Origin of the sequence: Gaoshiqia sediminis (assembly GCF_025907915.1) — a bacterium.
Classification (GTDB): Bacteria; Bacteroidota; Bacteroidia; order Bacteroidales; family Prolixibacteraceae; genus Gaoshiqia; species Gaoshiqia sediminis.
The window spans coordinates 1-16,274 of the sequence record NZ_JAPAAF010000053.1; the positions used below are offsets into that span (position 1 = coordinate 1).

At 48.6% G+C, this 16,274-nt stretch carries 13 protein-coding genes; 12 read left to right on the forward strand and 1 reads right to left on the reverse strand.

The window, feature by feature from the left end; all coding sequences use genetic code 11:
- From N2K84_RS18890 to bglX, 4 genes are all read left to right on the forward strand, one after another.
- Window positions 1-1,440, forward strand: a 1,440-nt coding sequence (locus tag N2K84_RS18890; protein WP_282593397.1) for an HYR domain-containing protein, incomplete at its 5' end; no start/stop codon positions are given.
- 154 nt (window positions 1,441-1,594) lie between these two features.
- Entirely contained in the window at window positions 1,595-2,191 is a 597-nt protein-coding gene (locus N2K84_RS18895) for a class I SAM-dependent methyltransferase (RefSeq protein WP_282593398.1), read from the forward strand.
- Between the two features lie 35 nt (window positions 2,192-2,226).
- Window positions 2,227-3,468, forward strand: coding sequence for a M48 family metallopeptidase (locus N2K84_RS18900; protein ID WP_282593399.1), 1,242 nt, complete (start codon window positions 2,227-2,229; stop codon window positions 3,466-3,468).
- Between the two features lie 169 nt (window positions 3,469-3,637).
- Window positions 3,638-5,911, forward strand: a complete 2,274-nt coding sequence (gene bglX / locus N2K84_RS18905; protein ID WP_282593400.1) for a beta-glucosidase BglX — start codon at window positions 3,638-3,640, stop codon at window positions 5,909-5,911.
- Between the two features lie 82 nt (window positions 5,912-5,993).
- On the opposite strand, the gene N2K84_RS18910 is transcribed toward bglX, so the two are convergent.
- On the reverse strand, window positions 5,994-6,833 hold the full coding sequence (locus tag N2K84_RS18910; RefSeq protein WP_282593401.1) for an FRG domain-containing protein: 840 nt from the start codon (window positions 6,831-6,833) through the stop codon (window positions 5,994-5,996).
- A gap of 152 nt (window positions 6,834-6,985) precedes the next feature.
- Here N2K84_RS18910 and N2K84_RS18915 point away from each other — a divergent pair, with 152 nt between their 5' ends.
- The 8 genes from N2K84_RS18915 to N2K84_RS18950 all read left to right on the forward strand — a co-directional run.
- Complete coding sequence (locus tag N2K84_RS18915) at window positions 6,986-8,272, forward strand: hypothetical protein (RefSeq protein WP_282593402.1); 1,287 nt, start codon at window positions 6,986-6,988, stop codon at window positions 8,270-8,272.
- A 71-nt stretch (window positions 8,273-8,343) separates the two neighbouring features.
- The gene (lipA, locus tag N2K84_RS18920) at window positions 8,344-9,207 is read left to right on the forward strand and encodes a lipoyl synthase (RefSeq protein WP_282593403.1); all 864 of its coding nucleotides are present in this window, start codon (window positions 8,344-8,346) and stop codon (window positions 9,205-9,207) included.
- A gap of 15 nt (window positions 9,208-9,222) precedes the next feature.
- On the forward strand, window positions 9,223-9,873 hold the full coding sequence (locus N2K84_RS18925; RefSeq protein WP_282593404.1) for a ferredoxin--NADP reductase: 651 nt from the start codon (window positions 9,223-9,225) through the stop codon (window positions 9,871-9,873).
- Between the two features lie 12 nt (window positions 9,874-9,885).
- Window positions 9,886-10,119 (forward strand): hypothetical protein, encoded by a 234-nt coding sequence (locus tag N2K84_RS18930; protein ID WP_282593405.1) that lies wholly within the window; start codon window positions 9,886-9,888, stop codon window positions 10,117-10,119.
- Window positions 10,116-10,781: a B3/B4 domain-containing protein gene (locus N2K84_RS18935; protein WP_282593406.1), complete on the forward strand. Its 666-nt coding sequence runs from the start codon at window positions 10,116-10,118 to the stop codon at window positions 10,779-10,781. The genes N2K84_RS18930 and N2K84_RS18935 overlap by 4 nt, the downstream gene beginning before the upstream one ends.
- Before the next feature lies 1 nt (window position 10,782).
- Window positions 10,783-11,334: a 1-acyl-sn-glycerol-3-phosphate acyltransferase gene (locus N2K84_RS18940; RefSeq protein WP_282593407.1), complete on the forward strand. Its 552-nt coding sequence runs from the start codon at window positions 10,783-10,785 to the stop codon at window positions 11,332-11,334.
- Window positions 11,335-11,444: 110 nt separating this feature from the next.
- Entirely contained in the window at window positions 11,445-12,233 is a 789-nt protein-coding gene (locus tag N2K84_RS18945) for an amidohydrolase (protein ID WP_282593408.1), read from the forward strand.
- A 1,635-nt stretch (window positions 12,234-13,868) separates the two neighbouring features.
- On the forward strand, window positions 13,869-16,274 hold a 2,406-nt coding region (locus N2K84_RS18950; RefSeq protein ID WP_282593409.1), incomplete at its 3' end, for a hypothetical protein.

Below are 16,274 nucleotides of genomic sequence, written 5' to 3' on the forward strand. Positions count from 1 at the left end.
GACAACGGTTCAACCGACAACTGCGGGATCCAGTCCCTTGCTTTGGATATCGAAGCATTCACTTGTGCCCATGTGGGACAGAACAATGTGGTGCTAACGGTGACCGATGTGAACGGAAACTCAAGCACCGCCAACGCTGTTGTAACCGTGGTTGATGACATTGACCCGGTTCTTTCTTGTCCGACATCCATTACGCTACCTGCTGATGCAGGAATGTGTGGTGCCATTGTTGCTTTTGCTGCAACCGTTAGCGACAATTGTTCGGCTGAGATTACTTACAGCCAAAATCCAGGAAGCTTCTTCCCGGTTGGAACCACCTCGGTTACAGTTACTGCTACAGATCCATCGGGAAATAGTGATGTATGCTCATTTGATGTTGAAGTGACAAACAGTGCTCCGCATTCTGTTGTTATAACTGGTCCTGATAGCCCAAATGCAGTTGGTACCAATGTAATATTGTCAGCAACTTTTATCGATGAGAACATTGCAACAGCTGTATGGAAGGCGTTTGATGGTACAACAGATGTGGATGAAGTTATGTATAACATCAGCGGGAACTCTACAAATCATACCTTTGTAAATCTTCCGGTGGGTGTTCATACAATCATTCTGGAACTTGAAGATTATTGTGGTGCCAGAACAACAGAAGTATTCCAATATGTTGTCGTTTACGACCCGGATGGTGGTTTTGTAACCGGTGGTGGTTGGATTAATTCTCCGGAAGGAGCCTACGCTGCCGATGCAACGCTGACAGGTAAGGCCAACTTCGGTTTTAATGCCAAGTACAAAAAAGGCAGCAATGCTGTAGATGGTAACACTGAGTTTCAGTTCCATGCCGGTAACATGAACTTTAAGTCCAGTTCACACGATGCAATGTCGCTGGTAATTGCCGGTGCCAAAGCCATATATAAAGGACAGGGTTCTATTAACAAAGTATCCGGTTACAGCTTTATGGTTTCAGCCATTGATGGTGACTTGAAAGCTAAAGGTGAACCGGACCGGTTCCGGATTAAAATATGGGAAAGCGCAACAGGTTCGGTGGTGTACGATAATCAGCTTGGCGCGGATGACAATGCTGAAGCCATAACAGCATTGGGTGGTGGCTCAGTAGTCATTCATAACCCGAAAAAGAAAACAGCTGAGATTGCCTCCGTCGATGCTGACGACCAGCTGGTAACAGCAGTTGAATTGAAAGCTTATCCGAACCCGTTTACCGACCGGTTGCTTTTCGAGTTCGTAGCGCCGGAAACAGTTCAGGCACGGATCGACGTGTACGACTTAAACGGACGATTGGTGAAAACAGTGCTCGATGAACTGGTTGAAAGCGGAGTGGCCTACCAGGCCGAATTTGTACCGGATGTTCAATCCAGCAATATATACTTCTACCGAATGGTTTTAGGCTCGGAAGTATTTAATGGCAAAGTGATTTGTAACAAATAGGGTTAGAGCAAACTGAAAAGAGAGGCGCACCTTCGGGAGGCGCCTTTCTTTTTGGGGACGCGAAATAGAGACACTATTAGACGGGTTTCATCGGGAGAGAAAGAATGTGGAGAACCGGATCCGCGACATGTTTGTTTCATTTGAAAAATTGAGAATGATGGAAAACTTCTGGGACCAGCGATATGCCGCTGATGAATATGCTTATGGAATTGACCCCAATGTGTATTTTCGGGATGTGATGGGGCAGTTGAATCCGGGTAAACTGCTTCTGCCCGGAGAAGGAGAGGGAAGGAATGCTGTATTTGCGGCAAGTTTGGGTTGGCAGGTCACTGCTTTTGACTATAGCAGCGAGGCCCGGCGAAAGGCTCAACTACTGGCTGCCCGGCAAAGTGTTTCGGTCGATTACCGGGTAGAATCGTACGATGATGTGCAGTTTTCCCCTGATGCATTTGATGCACTGGCATTTATTTTCACCCACATGCCGCTGGGGAAACGGTTTGCGTACCATCAAAAACTGCTCAGGTACCTTGCCCCTGGTGGTGTTCTGATCCTGGAGGGTTTTTCGAAAACGCAAATCAATTACCGAACCGGAGGCCCTGCCAATACCGACATGCTCTTTTCCCGGGAAGAGTTGGCAGCCGATTTTGCCAGTCTTTCTGAATTGTCCATCACCGAAGCGGAAATTGACATCAATGAAGGTCGATTTCATCAGGGAAAAGCTGCCGTAATTCGGGTGTTGGGTTTTAAATGATTTCCTTACATTTGGGTACATTTAAACAGTTACAGATGACTACAGTTTTCTGGATTATCATTTTCATATTGGTTCTCGATTTTGCTTTGGAGCGGTACCTGGAATATTTGAACACCACCCGTTGGAGCGACCAGCTGCCGGAGGAAGTTAAAGGTATTTACGACGAAAAAAAGTACCGGCGGCAGCAGGAATACTCCAAAACTAACCATCGTTTCAGTAGGTTGACCAGTTTATTAAGTTTTCTGCTAATTCTGTTGATGCTGTTCGGGCATGGGTTTGCGCTGGTGCATAAAGCGGCCCTGCACATCACGGGAAACCCAACCATGGTGGCTCTGATCTTTTTTGGCGTATTGTTTTTGACTGCCGAATTGCTATCCATTCCTTTTGGTTTGTACCAAACGTTTATTATCGAAGAGCGCTTTGGATTCAACAAGATTACGGGTCCGGTTTACATGTTCGACAAAATTAAAGGATTGATTTTAGGTGTTTTTGTTGGCGGGGGATTGCTGGCCCTGATCATCTTTATTTATTACCGAACCGGCCCTGATTTTTGGTTATATGCCTGGTTGGTAATCGGCGTGTTTTCTGTTTTTATGGCCATGTTTTACTCCACGCTGATCGTACCGCTTTTCAACAAACAAACACCGCTGGAAGAGGGTGAATTGAAAGAGGCGATCAACAACTTCGCATCCAAAGTCGGTTTTAAATTGGAGAACATTTACGTGATCGACGGTTCCAAACGGTCCACCAAGGCCAATGCCTATTTTGCCGGACTGGGGCATAAGAAGCGGATTGTATTGTACGACACCCTCATTAAAGATATGGAAGTGGACGAGCTGGTGGCTGTGCTGGCCCACGAAATAGGACACTATAAGAAAAAGCATATTATTCTGAGCCTGGTGTTGGGTATCCTGCAAATTGGTTTTATGCTGTACCTGTTTTCTGCTTTTGTGGGGAGTCCGGCCCTCTCGCAGGCCTTGGGGGTTAGTAAGCCCAACTTTCATATCGGTGCGGTTGCTTTTGGAATTTTGTACACCCCCATATCCACTTTGATTGGCATCGGAATGAACTTGCTCTCGCGACGAAATGAATTTGCTGCCGATGCTTTTGCCGCTAAACATTATGATGGGGAAGTTTTGGCCACGGCGCTCAAAAAACTTTCGGTGAAAAACCTGAGCAACCTGCGTCCGCATCCAGCCTATGTTTTTGTTCATTATTCGCACCCTCCCTTGTTGCAGCGTTTGGAAGCTTTGAGAAAATTGAGCCGGTTGAAGTAAGCGGACATTCATTGTCGCCGTGAATTTGTTCTTTTCGATTGGTGGAAAATTTCTGCCCTCTTTTTCACCATTTGGTAGAACATTCGCCAAAAGATATTGTACGATATACAATAAACCAATTTTTCACTTTATCTTTGCGGGAACACTAAATTATTAAACTGGATAAATCATGATGAAAAGATTTTTTGCCGCGATGTTGATTTCCTCCTTAGCATTTGGAACTGCCATTGCTACAGAGATCAAGGAAAAGAGTGAAGTGGATCAAAAGGTGGATGCCTTGCTTTCGAAAATGACCCTGGACGAAAAAATTGGTCAGCTGAACCAATATACCAGTCGCTGGGAGATGACTGGCCCTGCCCCGAAAGGTCAATCGGAACAGGAACTACTGGATATGATCAAAAGCGGGAAAGTGGGTTCGATGTTGAATGTGACAGGCGCCGAAGCTACCCGCAACGCGCAGCAGCTGGCTGTGGAAAACAGTCGTTTGGGCATCCCGATGATTTTTGGTTACGATGTGGTGCATGGCTACAAAACCATGTTTCCGATTCCGTTGGCGACAGCTGCCAGCTGGGAGCCTGCCGCTGCCGAGCTGAGCGCGAGCGTGGCAGCCAAAGAAACAGCCGCTTCGGGCGTGCACTGGACCTTTGCCCCCATGGTTGACATTGCCCGCGATGCCCGTTGGGGGCGAATCATGGAAGGTGCCGGTGAAGACCCGTACCTGGGATCGGTGATGGCAGCGGCACAGGTGCGCGGTTTCCAGGGCGCCAGCCTGGCCGATGAAAATACCATTGCTGCTTGCGCCAAACACTTTGCCGCTTACGGTTTTGCCGAAGCCGGCCGCGATTACAACACGGTGGAGATTACCGAAAACACCTTGCGCAATGTGGTTCTCCCGCCGTTTAAAGCCTGTGCCGATGCCGGCGTGGCCAGTTTTATGAACTCTTTCAACGAAATTGGCGGCGTGTTGGCTACCGCAAACAACCATCTCCTTCGCGACATCCTGAAAGGGGAGTGGAACTTCGATGGATTTGTGGTGTCCGACTGGAACTCGATTGGCGAGATTGTTGACCACGGCGTGGCCCCCAACAAAAAAGAAGCTGCTTACCTGGCCATGAAAGCCGGATCGGACATGGACATGGAAGGCAATTGTTATGTATCTCAGTTAAAAGAATTGGTGGAGGAAGGGCGGATTGACGAAGCCTTGATTGACGATGCCGTTCGCCGCATCCTGAAAATAAAATTTGAACTGGGCCTGTTCGACGATCCTTACCGGTACAGTAACCCCGAAAAGGAAAAAACGCTGCTCAACGCCGAACATCTGCAAGCTGCCCGCGAAGTGGCCAAAAAAAGCATTGTTTTGCTGAAAAATGAAAACCAGCTGTTGCCTTTGAAAAAAAGCGGGCAGCGCATTGCCGTAATTGGTGACATGGCCGACGACAAAGACTCGCCGCTCGGAAGCTGGCGGGCACAGGCCGTTACCGGTTCGGCCGTTTCGTTGCTGGAAGGTATGAAAAATACAGCGGCCGACCCGGCAATCATTCAGTTTGAGCAAGGGCCGGTATTTGTTTCCAACGAGGCCGATTTTACGCATCACCTGGAATTTAACGAAACCGACCTTTCCGGCATCGACGAAGCCGTGGCTCTGGCCAAACAAGTAGATGTGGTGGTGATGGCCCTGGGCGAAAACTGCTTTCAGTCGGGCGAAGGGCGCAGCCAAACCGACATAACCCTGAAAGGCGTTCAGCAGCAGCTGCTGGAGGCCGTTTATGCCGCCAACCCGAATGTGGTGGTGGTGCTCATGAATGGCCGCCCGCTGGTGATCAACTGGATGGCCGAACATGTACCCGCCATCTTGGAAACCTGGCACCTGGGCTCCGAGGCAGGCAATGCCATTGCCGATGTGTTGTTTGGCGACTACAACCCATCCGGGAAATTGCCGGTTTCCTTCCCGCGTGCGGTAGGGCAGTGCCCCATTTATTACAACCACAAAAGCACCGGTCGCCCGTTTGATACCGGCCTGGTTTTCTGGTCGCACTATACCGACGAATCCAACGAGCCGCTTTATCCGTTCGGTTATGGGCTGAGCTACACCACTTTTGCCTATTCTGATCTGAAACTCAGCAGCAGCGAATTCGGCTTGGATGAAGAAATCACCGTTAGCGTGAAAGTGGAAAATACCGGTAACTACGCCGGCGAAGAAGTGGTGCAGCTCTACATTCGCGATTTGTTTGGCAGCATTACCCGCCCGGTTAAAGAACTGAAAGGTTTCGAAAAGATCAGCCTGGCCCCCGGCGAAAGCAAGGTGGTTGAGTTTGAGCTTTCAGCAAATGACCTGGCCTTTTATACCGCCGAAGGAAAATGGCAGGCCGAACCCGGCGATTTTTTGTTGTGGGTAGGCACCCATTCGCAGGAAGGCCTGGAAGCCGCTTTCAGCTTGAAATAAGCGAAATAATCTCATCGAAATAACGAGAGGGAGAAATGTGCAGCATGTTTCTCCCTTTTTTGGCTTCTTCTTAAATCTACCCCTAAACCGGTTTGTAGTGTCGTTTCAGCCAGTGGGCCAGGCCGTCGAGGCCAGGGAAAAGCACTCGCTCGGTGATGTTGGCCTGGTCGAGTTTGTCGCGCACTTCCCACTTCAGTTCCTTGGGGATGATCAGGCGCCGGTACACGTCGGGATGCTCGATCAGCCAATTATCAAGAATGGAAGTAGGGTCGGTCATCACCGAGAAAAAGGCAAACTGGTTCACAATGCGCTCGTCGAGCGAGGGCGGCTCAAAAAAGATTACCTGGTCTTTGCCGAGTTTCTTGTCGAAATCCGACAGCGAGTGGATGGTTTCTTCCAGCATTTCTACGGTAAAGGCGTTGCACTTTTCGTCCTGCAACTGACGGTTCAGCGGCTGGCTTACCAGTTTGTTGGCTTTCACGAAATCCACTTTCCAGATCACCCCGTCGAGGTCATATTTTTCGGTGTTGGCCGTGGCAAAGTGCATGGCAATAAAGGGCGAGTACGTCCAGTCGAGCAGGCGCGTGGGCAGGCCGTGGTGCTGGGCCATCACCAGCGCGTGCCAGAACGACCCGCTGAGCTGGGCTTCCTTCGAAATAGAATATTTGCGGAAGTTGCGCAGCAGGTGGTACTCCAGCTCGGGGCGCGAGCCGCAATTGCGCAAGAAGCTGTTTTTTAGTTCGTAACTACTGTCCGACAGGCCCCGGAAGGCAAAATCAGACCGGTAGCGGCCCATGCCCGGTTTCCAGGCATCGCGGTAAACTTCTTCGCATAATTCCTCCCAGCTGCTGATAATATGGTCGTTTTGATAGATTAACGGTTTGTCCATGGCTGCTTCATCATAAAGGTTTCGAGAATGCATTTTAATTGGTTTACACCGGGTGGCTTCACCCCTCATCGAACCGATGCGGAAGTTAGTTAATTTTTGGGGATCATGGTGAAAGTCTTTTGTAAATTGGTTGTTACTTTTTGGTTGAAAATCTAATTTAGGGGCCAAAGTGCAAAATTTGAAGTATGTCCGGGAAATTCTTTTTGTGGTTGGTTTTATTTTGGGGAATATCCCCGGCAATTGCCCGCCAAGGTAACGGAGACCCGGATGTATTGCAGCTTCCGCTTAGTTTCTCGGAGGTGAACCCGGTAAACGTGCCGGGCATCTTTTCGCTCGATCTGCCTTTTTTCTTCCCCGGAAACAGCGGAACACACAGCTACCTGAACCTGGGCTATTCCATGGGAAACATCTGGCACCCGCAGGCGGGTTTCGTTTATCCGCATAACCTCACCCCGTATCAGAAAATGCAGGTCAGTGAGGTGCATTATGCCCTTCGTCCCGAATTTTTTGAATTGATGGAACTGGATACCCGGGAGAAAATATTCCAGTCGGACGGAGTGTTGCAGCATTTCCGCGTAGCCTGGCAAAGATCCTGGGAAAACCGCGGCAGCCTGATTATCAATGCAAACCTGCACATGCTCAACGGGGGGCGGTCGCCCCTCAACTTCTTGGCGAGCGACAGCTTTATTGAAGCTTTCCACAGCAATTTTGCCATTGAGGACAATTATGGCCGTCGTTTGTACCCGTTCAACCGGGCCACGGTTGAGTTTGTTGATGAGCTGGGCAATTCGTACCGAAAGGAAAAGGGCGATGTTTTTACCGGGGTGTTGGATGCTCATTATTACCGGGGACTTTATCGGGTGGCCCAACCTGGGTTTCATCTCGACGCGCAGCTGGGATTGCACCTGTCGGTGCCGCTTAACCACTTTCATCCGTATGTGATGCCGGGCATTTCGGTAGGTGGCAGGACCGATTATTTGCTGGGCGCCAACAGTTCGTTCACCATTGCTGCCGATGGCGGCATCACCAACCAAACCGGTTGGAAGGTGGGTGAGGGAGTCCGGGCCATCGACCGGAAATTTCGCCGTCACCTGAAACTTTACCTGGGGGTAAATTTTCTTTCAAAAAACAAGAACGCAACCATCGTTGGTGTCCTGAACAATTTTCAGGGGTCGTTTATGGAAGGGGTGCAGTCGGCGGGAGGCGAACGTGGCTACCAGGATTTGGGTGTTCGTTTTTTGCAGGAAGGCGACGTGTGGGAAGGCGAACCGGTAACACAGGAATTCTGGCTGGCCCGGCTCACGCCGGAGTCGATGTATTATCATTCAGTGAAAACCTATTTCATCTTTGGGTTTCATAAACAAGGAAGGGAATTTACCGTTTATGCGGGCGAAGACCTGTTTTTTATCAACAATGCCCCCGACATCCAATTTGGCTTTCAGTACCGCATCCCGCTGGGCGGCAATAAGTAGCTTCTGTGGCAGTGGTTTTTTTATGAACAAGCCGGGCCTTTTCTTGTTTAGAGGTCAAAACTTATTTTACGATGACTGACATTTCAGAAAAAAGAGAACGACTGCCGCGCTGGATGAAATCGCCCCTGCCAAGCGGGGAGAACTATTCGAAAGTAAAACGACTGATTGCCGAGCATAAATTAAACACGATATGTACCAGCGGCAACTGCCCCAATAAAGGGGAGTGCTGGAATGCCGGTACGGCCAGTTTCATGATTTTGGGTGACAAGTGTACCCGTAACTGCCGCTTCTGCTACGTAAAGAACCTGATTCCCGATCCGGTTGATTGGGACGAGCCGCGACGCCTGGCCGAAACCATCCAAACGCTGGGACTGAAGCATTGTGTGGTCACTTCGGTTGACCGCGACGACCTGCCGGATGGAGGCGCCGGTTTTTGGGCCACTACCATCCGGAAAATTAAGGAGCTGAACCCGGATACCACCATCGAAACGCTGATTCCGGACTTTCATGCCAAAAAAGAATTGGTGCAACAAGTGATTGATGCCAAGCCCGAGGTGATTTCGCACAACCTGGAAACCGTGAAACGGCTCACTCCGAAAATAAGGAGCACGGCCCGCTACGACCGCAGTCTGAAGGTGATTTCATACATTGCCGAATCGGGCATTGTAGCCAAGTCGGGCATCATGCTGGGCCTGGGCGAAACCCCCGGTGAAGTGCTCGAAGCGATGGACGACCTGAAAGCGGCCGGCTGCAAGGTGCTCACGCTGGGACAATACCTGCAACCCGCGCCAAATTTAATGAAAGTGGTGGAATACATCAGCCCCGAACAGTTTGAAACGTACCGCAATGAAGCCTTTAAACGCGGATTCCGTTATGTCGAAAGCAGTCCGCTCGTGCGTTCGTCGTATCATGCCGAAAGACACGTGAACGCCTAAAAAATAGAGTAACTTATGAATGAATCTTTACACAAACTGATGGAAGTGGAGGAGCTCACCCCGGAAACGTTTGTCCTTCACTTCGAAAGAAATGGTTTTGAATTTTCGCCCGGGCAATACGTGGTTTTGCGCGATCCGGAAACCGGCGAAGGTCGTGAATATTCGATTTACAGCTCCATTCACGATAACCGCCTTTCCTTTCTGATCCGCGAAGTGGAAGGCGGCGATTTTTCGCGTCTCCTGCGCCACCTGAAACCCGATTCTGAAATTGCCATCGAAGGGCCTCGCGGCTTTTTTGTGCTGGACGAGCAGGTCCTCTCTGGCCACCCGGTGCTTTTCATTGCTACCGGCACCGGCATCTCGCCGTTCCACTCGTTTGTGCGCAGCTATCCCGATTTGAACTACAGGGTGCTCCACGGCGTCCATTTTTCAGATGAAGCTTATGGGCGCGATGCCTTCAAGCCCTACCGTTTCTGCTTGTGCACTTCCCGGGTGGAAGCGGGTGAGTATTTCGGTCGGGTTACCTTCTACCTAAAGGAAAATCCGGTGGACCCGAAAACCATTTGTTACCTGTGCGGAAACTCCGGAATGATTGAGGAAGTTTCCGGTATTCTCGAAAACTACGGCATTTCGCCTGAGAATATTCGCTCCGAAGTGTTTTTCTGAAAGCATGGGGCCATGGCATATTGGTCACGACGTGTCTTGACTGTACCTGGCCTTTCCGTTTTGGCGTGTTTCGGATTTTATCCGGCGTGTAAGGCCACGATATGTCTTGGCCGGGCGGATGGTAACCATCCATCAATGGGTGATCAGAAAATCTTTATTTCGGAGGATAACCAAAATGCAACTGTTCTTTTAGGTGAAATGGTGATGTTTCCTATTTTTGTCGGTTGTAAGCTGAAAAAACCATGAAGAATATTTCCATTGCCCCCGAGCTGGCCGATTGTTGCCCGGACATTTTTTTGTCGTGCATTGAATGTGATGTCCGCGTTGAGCCATTCCGTTCGGACTTGTGGCAGGTGATTGAGGCCAGTTGCAAGGATATTGCGGAAAGCCTGGACGTGGATGCTATCCGGCACATCCCGACCATCGCCTCTTCGCGCGAAGCGTATAAAGCCTGCGGCAAAGACCCCGCCCGGTACCGGTTGTCGGCCGAGGCGCTTCTTCGGCGGGTGGTGAGCGGCAAAGGACTGTACCAGATCAACAACGTGGTGGATGTGCTCAACTTGGTTTCGATCAGTTCAGGGTTTTCGATTGGCGGGTACGATGCTGACCGAATTGCGGGCAATGTGGTGATGGGCATTGGACGGCAAGACGAGCCATACGCGGGCCTGGGGCGCGGAGAGCTGAACATTGAAGGCCTGCCGGTGCTGCGCGACCGGAAAGGCGCTTTTGGTACACCGACTTCCGATTCGGAGCGTACCGGCGTTCGTGAAGGCACCCGCCGTTTCCTGATGGTTATCATTTCGTACCAGGGAGCCTATAAAATACATGAGGCCAGTCAGGCTGCCATCAAACTGTTGACCGATTTTGCGTCGGCTTCCAACATCGAAACCTATCAAGTTACCGTTTAAGATGAAAGCTGTATGCCGTTTCCTGTTGAACGTATTGGGCTGGAAGGCCGTCAGTGGCGTGATGCCGCACAAGAAGGCCATCATCATTGGCGTTCCGCACACCAGCGCCTGGGACTTTGTGATTTCGTGGCTGTATTATACGTCGGTGGGAGGCGTGGCCAATATTGTCATAAAAAAAGAGTTTTTCTTTTGGCCGCTTGGCTTTTTTCTGCGTAAAATGGGGGCAATACCGGTCGATCGCTCGAATGGGGTTTCGGTGGTGAAACAAATTATTGAGGAAATGAACAAGCGGGAAATGATGCATCTGGCCATCACACCCGAAGGTACCCGCGAACGGACGAAAAAGTGGAAAGCCGGTTTTCATACCATTGCCAAAGCCACCGGAGCTGTGGTTTATCTGGGTTTCTTTGATTTCGGACGAAAGGAAATCGGTTGGCATGAAACCCTGGAGCTGACCGATGACCCGCAAGCCGACATTCGCCGGATGAAAGCCTACTACCGCTCACGGGGTGTGATCGGAAAGCATCCTGACCAGTTTAGTGCAGAAGAATGAGATAAGTTCTGAGTTCCAAGTTTCAAATTTCAAGTTCCAAGTTTCAAGTTTCAAATTCCAGGGATGACCATAAATGACTAATGACCTAATGACTAATGCCCAATGTCCCAATGCCTGATACCCAACTATATATCGCATTAATTCAAACCGATCTGGTTTGGGAAGATGCGGAAGCCAATCAGCGGCGGCTGGAGCATTTGTTTCAGCAGCTGTCCGGTGAAACCGAACTGGTCGTTTTGCCGGAGATGTTTTCGACAGGCTTTTCCATGCAGGTTGAACAACTGGCACAGGAGATGGATGGTCCCACCGTGAGCTGGCTGAAAGAGCAGGCTGCCCGTTTGGACAAGGTGGTGGCCGGCAGTGTCATGATCCGCGAAAATCAGCGTTACTACAATCGGTTTGTATTTGTGCGTCCTTCCGGACAGGTTGAATCATACGATAAACGACACTTGTTTTCGATGGGTGAGGAGCATCTGCATTTCACCGCGGGCGCAGAGCGGAAGGTGTTTCAGTTAAAGGCATTCCGCATTCTTCCGCAGGTGTGCTACGATTTGCGTTTCCCGGTATTCAGCCGCAACCGCAGCGATTACGACCTCCTGATCAACTGTGCCAACTGGCCGGCCCCGCGCAGCGAAGTTTGGCAAACCTTGTTAAAGGCTCGCGCCATCGAAAATCAAGCGTATGTGGCCGGTGTCAACCGAACGGGTATCGATGCAAATGGCATTCGCTATTCCGGCGACAGCTTATTGCTCGATCCCAAAGGAAAAATCATGGCGTCCGGTCAGTCCGGAACCGAACAAATTCTCACCGCCAATTTATCCAAATCCTCCCTGGAGCGTTTCCGCGCCAAGTTTCCGGCCTTGCCCGATGCCGATGATTTTACCCTGATGTTTTCGTAATTTGTTCAGGGACTTGGGCTGCAATACGAATGGATTCGTTGCAGGGGCTGGGCATTCTGTTGGATTTCCCAAACGGATTTATTCATCCTGCTAAAATGTACCGTGTCTTTATGGAGTGGATGATGGCGCCTGGAATCTTCCCGGTATCTCCTCGTCTTCCAGACCAAATTTTCTTCTAACCTGATCCATATCATCCATGTATTTACGATATCTCTTATGGGTTTCTTCCGGGTTTTTGAATACAGAAGATATACAGAATATACACAGAATATACGCAGAAGATCTGGTTTTGGTAAGAAGAAAACAGGAACCAACCCTGAAGTAAAGAACCTCCTGCAAAAAAAATAACCGTACGTTACCCGGATCGAAAAAGAAGTTGGCAATATGGATTGTCTGGTAGTCCAGGGAAATCGCTTTTAAAATATAGTTCACCCTTTCAATGCACATGTGCCTCAAAAGCTTCCAATGCCTGAGGCATTTTCGGTAGGTGCAGGATGAGTTAATATGGGCTTTACATGGAGCCATGGCATGTTGGTCACGACGTGTCGTGACCGTACCTGGCTTTCCCGTTTTAGGGCGTTTCGGATTTTATCCGGCGTGTAAGGCCACGATAGGTCGTGGCCGGACGGGTGGTGACGACCTAAAAAGAGCAGTTTTACATCTTCTAATAATAGAAAGTATGGCATTTAATTCCTAAAAACGATTTCCCTGTCTGGTAGTATCGGACAGCAGAAAAATAGGGTTTTTTATGGTATCAGTCATCCTTTTATTAGGCTGGTTGGGGCAATTGATCCGAAATTCAACCGGCGATTGCATATTTAAAAACAGGTTTTTCGATCAATCATTCTCGGCACCCGATTCGAATGAGTGGATCAGCACATGGGGAAAATCCTTGTTTTTCTGGTTCTGAAACGTTTGTAACTGGCTGGTCGGTTGTGGTATAATGCCGATTTACTGACGAACTTCACCCTGGAGGGGGCGGAATGGGTGATTGATAGGCCTTCTTGTCCGTGTGATTATCCAATTGGGTGGTTTGCTATTTCAACAGCTGTTTTTGTCCGCTTTGGCAGATAAAATGCCCAAAAATATTGACTGGAATGATGGATTGACGTAACTTGAGGGGCAAATACCGTTAAATATTGGGGTAGGGAAGATAGTTTTTTCACTTTTATTTGAATTATTAATTATCTTAACTATATTTTTACAGTTCGGTAGCATTTGTCCAAAACCAAATCAGATTGTCTATGGAAGAAAACTCTACTTTGTTGTACGATATCGATGACTTTTCAAATTTTGCTTTTCTGCATGCGTACCATTTATTGATTATTATTTCAATTGTTGTTGTGTTCGTTTCTGATTCATTGGTTGTTATGATTCAGGGACTGGTGCGCTTTATAAATTTGATCTTCCCTGCTTTTGACGTTGGAAGGGCTGGTCTTTTGTGCAGGCGCCCGTGTGGGTTAAGGCAGGAGCCTTTCTGTTTGATATCGTTAAACCCATCTGATTCCCGGCAATCAGGCCACGACCGGTTTCATTCATGGCTGACCAATTCGGTTAGTTTTCCATCCCCAAAATTGTCTTGGGCTCATGCAGCCCGTTTAAAATCAAAATTTTAGGACCTAAGATACCCAATCTATGAAAAAGAAAATCAATCAACCCCCGCTAAAACACATGCGACAACTATTGGCCATGTGTTTGTTTTTGTTTGTGGCAATGACCGGCTTCTCGCAGGCTGCCTTGGACATAAAAGTAAATGGCCCTGGTGAAGCAGAACCGGGTGACGTACTAACTTACACCATTTCGTACTCCAATATTGGTGGCGCATTAGCGAATAATGTAGTCATCGAGATGGCCTTGCCAGCAGGTTATTGTGTGTACAGCGAATCGAATCCGGAGGGTGTTTGTTCCGAAATTGACGATAAATTAACCTGGACAAAGAATGAAATTCCGCAGTTGGAACAGTTGAATACCGGGATTTATTCGATCACCGTGAATCTGATTGCCGGTGATCCCGTGCAATTGACCAACTCTTCCGGAGAAGAAGTCACGACTTACTCGATTACCACGGATTCGGAAACGCTGACCCTCTCGGCAACGATTGATTCGGACGAACTTTCTGATCCGGTTTCGAGCAATATCGTAACCACCGTAATCAGCAGGAGGTGTACTTTTTCGATCAGTAATCCCAGTGCGGGAATCAAATCGGCTACCAATAGTACGTTAACTTATTTGCTGGCTTTAATCAATACCGGGAATGTATATGAGAAATATGGTTTGACTTCACAGCTGGACTCAGGGCAACTTCTGACTCAAACTATTTTGCCAATGGACAGTGACACGGAACCTTTATCGATGACACCTTATATTGCTCCAGGGGAGATCTACTACTTTAGATACCAGCTCACAACTCCAGGAGGAACCAATCCTAATAAATATTCCTATACCAGTATTACGGCTACACCTCAAACATGCGGAGAAGGGGTAAGTGTGGTTACTACCTTTATTTATGGGGGTCAATATAGTGCATATGATTTAGTGAGCGTTTATAAAATTGATACACCCGATCCGGTGCAGGCAGGTTCACAGTTGGACTATAAAATAATAATCACTAATGTTGGGGAGGCTTTGCCTGATGTTTCCTTAACTGAAACTTATCCGGCTCAGAATGTAACATTTGTTTCTGCAGATCCTTCACCTACAGCACCATTTAATAATGCATGGTATTTCCCAATACTTGAGCCCGGGAATACAATAATTGATGTTGTCGTGAATGTGAAAAATGATTTGCCAAACGGAACGGAGTTATTGAATAAAGTTTCGATAAATCATGGAGGTCAAACATACTCTGAGTTTGAAGAAAAAACCACCGTTCTGTCTGCTCCGGATCTGGCTATCACCAAAACGGCCAGTAAGCTCATCGTGCAGCCAGGTGAAGAAGTAGAATACACGATTAGCTATGAAAATATAGGTAACCGTACTGCTATTGGTATAGCCTTGACGGATGATTATGACGAAACGTATATGACCGTGGTGGATGCGGCTGGCGGAACAGAAAGTGCCGGAACGTTGATTTGGGATCTTCCCGACCTTCTGCCGGGAGAAAATGGCAGCTTAACTTACACCATGCAGGTGGATGCCGATATCAATAATTTCCCGGTCGGCTCTACCAACCTGCTGAATATTGCCACCCTGGACGTTGATCCGACACGCCCGGATTCGGATTTGAATAACAATCAGGATTATGCCGTGGTAACGGTCCAAAATGTGCCTGACCTGGTAGTTGACATTACTTCGGACATGGACTCCGTGGTGCCGGATGCTGAATATACTTACACCATCACGGTTAGTAATGAGGGAGAGGTTGATCATGCTGGTCATTCTTATACTGTTACAGCCTATTTACCGGCAAATGCCAGTTATGTTTCCAATTCCGCTGCGGGCGTTTACAGCGCTGCTGAATACACAGTAACCTGGACGGTTTCGGATGATCTGGTGGTTGATGCCAGCCGGCAATTTACCGTAACCATGCAGGCTCCCGATTGTAGTGAGCTGGGATCAACGCTTTCCGTAGCAGCTGATGCCTACTCCGATTATTGGGTAGATGCCAATCCGGATGATAATGAATTTACGCTCGATCTGAACATTGAAGATACCATAGCCCCTGAAATTACCGTGCCGTTGACAGCCTATTCTTTTGAATGTGATCAATCAAAAAGTACTGACTACAGCAATACCATCCTGGGATTCATTGCCGGAACATCAGTAACCGATAATTGTGATATCGCTCCTTTGTTGAATCATGACTATCTGGGATTCACCCAAGCGTGCGGCGAAGACTTTGTGATTACTTTTACGGCTCTTGATGCCAGCGGAAATGCCGCAGAACCAAAAACAATTACCATCACCTTTACCGATGTAACCGCCCCGGTAATTACGTTGCCGGCTACTGATCTGTTGCTGGAATGTTTCGATGCCACGCAGGTTGACAGCTGGACAGCGACTGCCACAGCTTCGGACAACTGCGACGGCGATGTGACGGTA

Excerpts from the sequence above, each read along its gene's own strand:
- N2K84_RS18895 (WP_282593398.1), top strand. The coding sequence starts at position 1,595 with ATGATGGAAAACTTCTGGGACCAGCGATATGCCGCTGATGAATATGCT.
- N2K84_RS18900 (WP_282593399.1), top strand. The coding sequence starts at position 2,227 with ATGACTACAGTTTTCTGGATTATCATTTTCATATTGGTTCTCGATTTT.
- bglX (WP_282593400.1), top strand. The coding sequence starts at position 3,638 with ATGATGAAAAGATTTTTTGCCGCGATGTTGATTTCCTCCTTAGCATTT.
- N2K84_RS18910 (WP_282593401.1), bottom strand. The coding sequence starts at position 6,833 with ATGCATTCTCGAAACCTTTATGATGAAGCAGCCATGGACAAACCGTTA.
- N2K84_RS18915 (WP_282593402.1), top strand. The coding sequence starts at position 6,986 with ATGTCCGGGAAATTCTTTTTGTGGTTGGTTTTATTTTGGGGAATATCC.
- lipA (WP_282593403.1), top strand. The coding sequence starts at position 8,344 with ATGACTGACATTTCAGAAAAAAGAGAACGACTGCCGCGCTGGATGAAA.
- N2K84_RS18925 (WP_282593404.1), top strand. The coding sequence starts at position 9,223 with ATGAATGAATCTTTACACAAACTGATGGAAGTGGAGGAGCTCACCCCG.
- N2K84_RS18930 (WP_282593405.1), top strand. The coding sequence starts at position 9,886 with ATGGCATATTGGTCACGACGTGTCTTGACTGTACCTGGCCTTTCCGTT.
- N2K84_RS18935 (WP_282593406.1), top strand. The coding sequence starts at position 10,116 with ATGAAGAATATTTCCATTGCCCCCGAGCTGGCCGATTGTTGCCCGGAC.
- N2K84_RS18940 (WP_282593407.1), top strand. The coding sequence starts at position 10,783 with ATGAAAGCTGTATGCCGTTTCCTGTTGAACGTATTGGGCTGGAAGGCC.
- N2K84_RS18945 (WP_282593408.1), top strand. The coding sequence starts at position 11,445 with ATGCCTGATACCCAACTATATATCGCATTAATTCAAACCGATCTGGTT.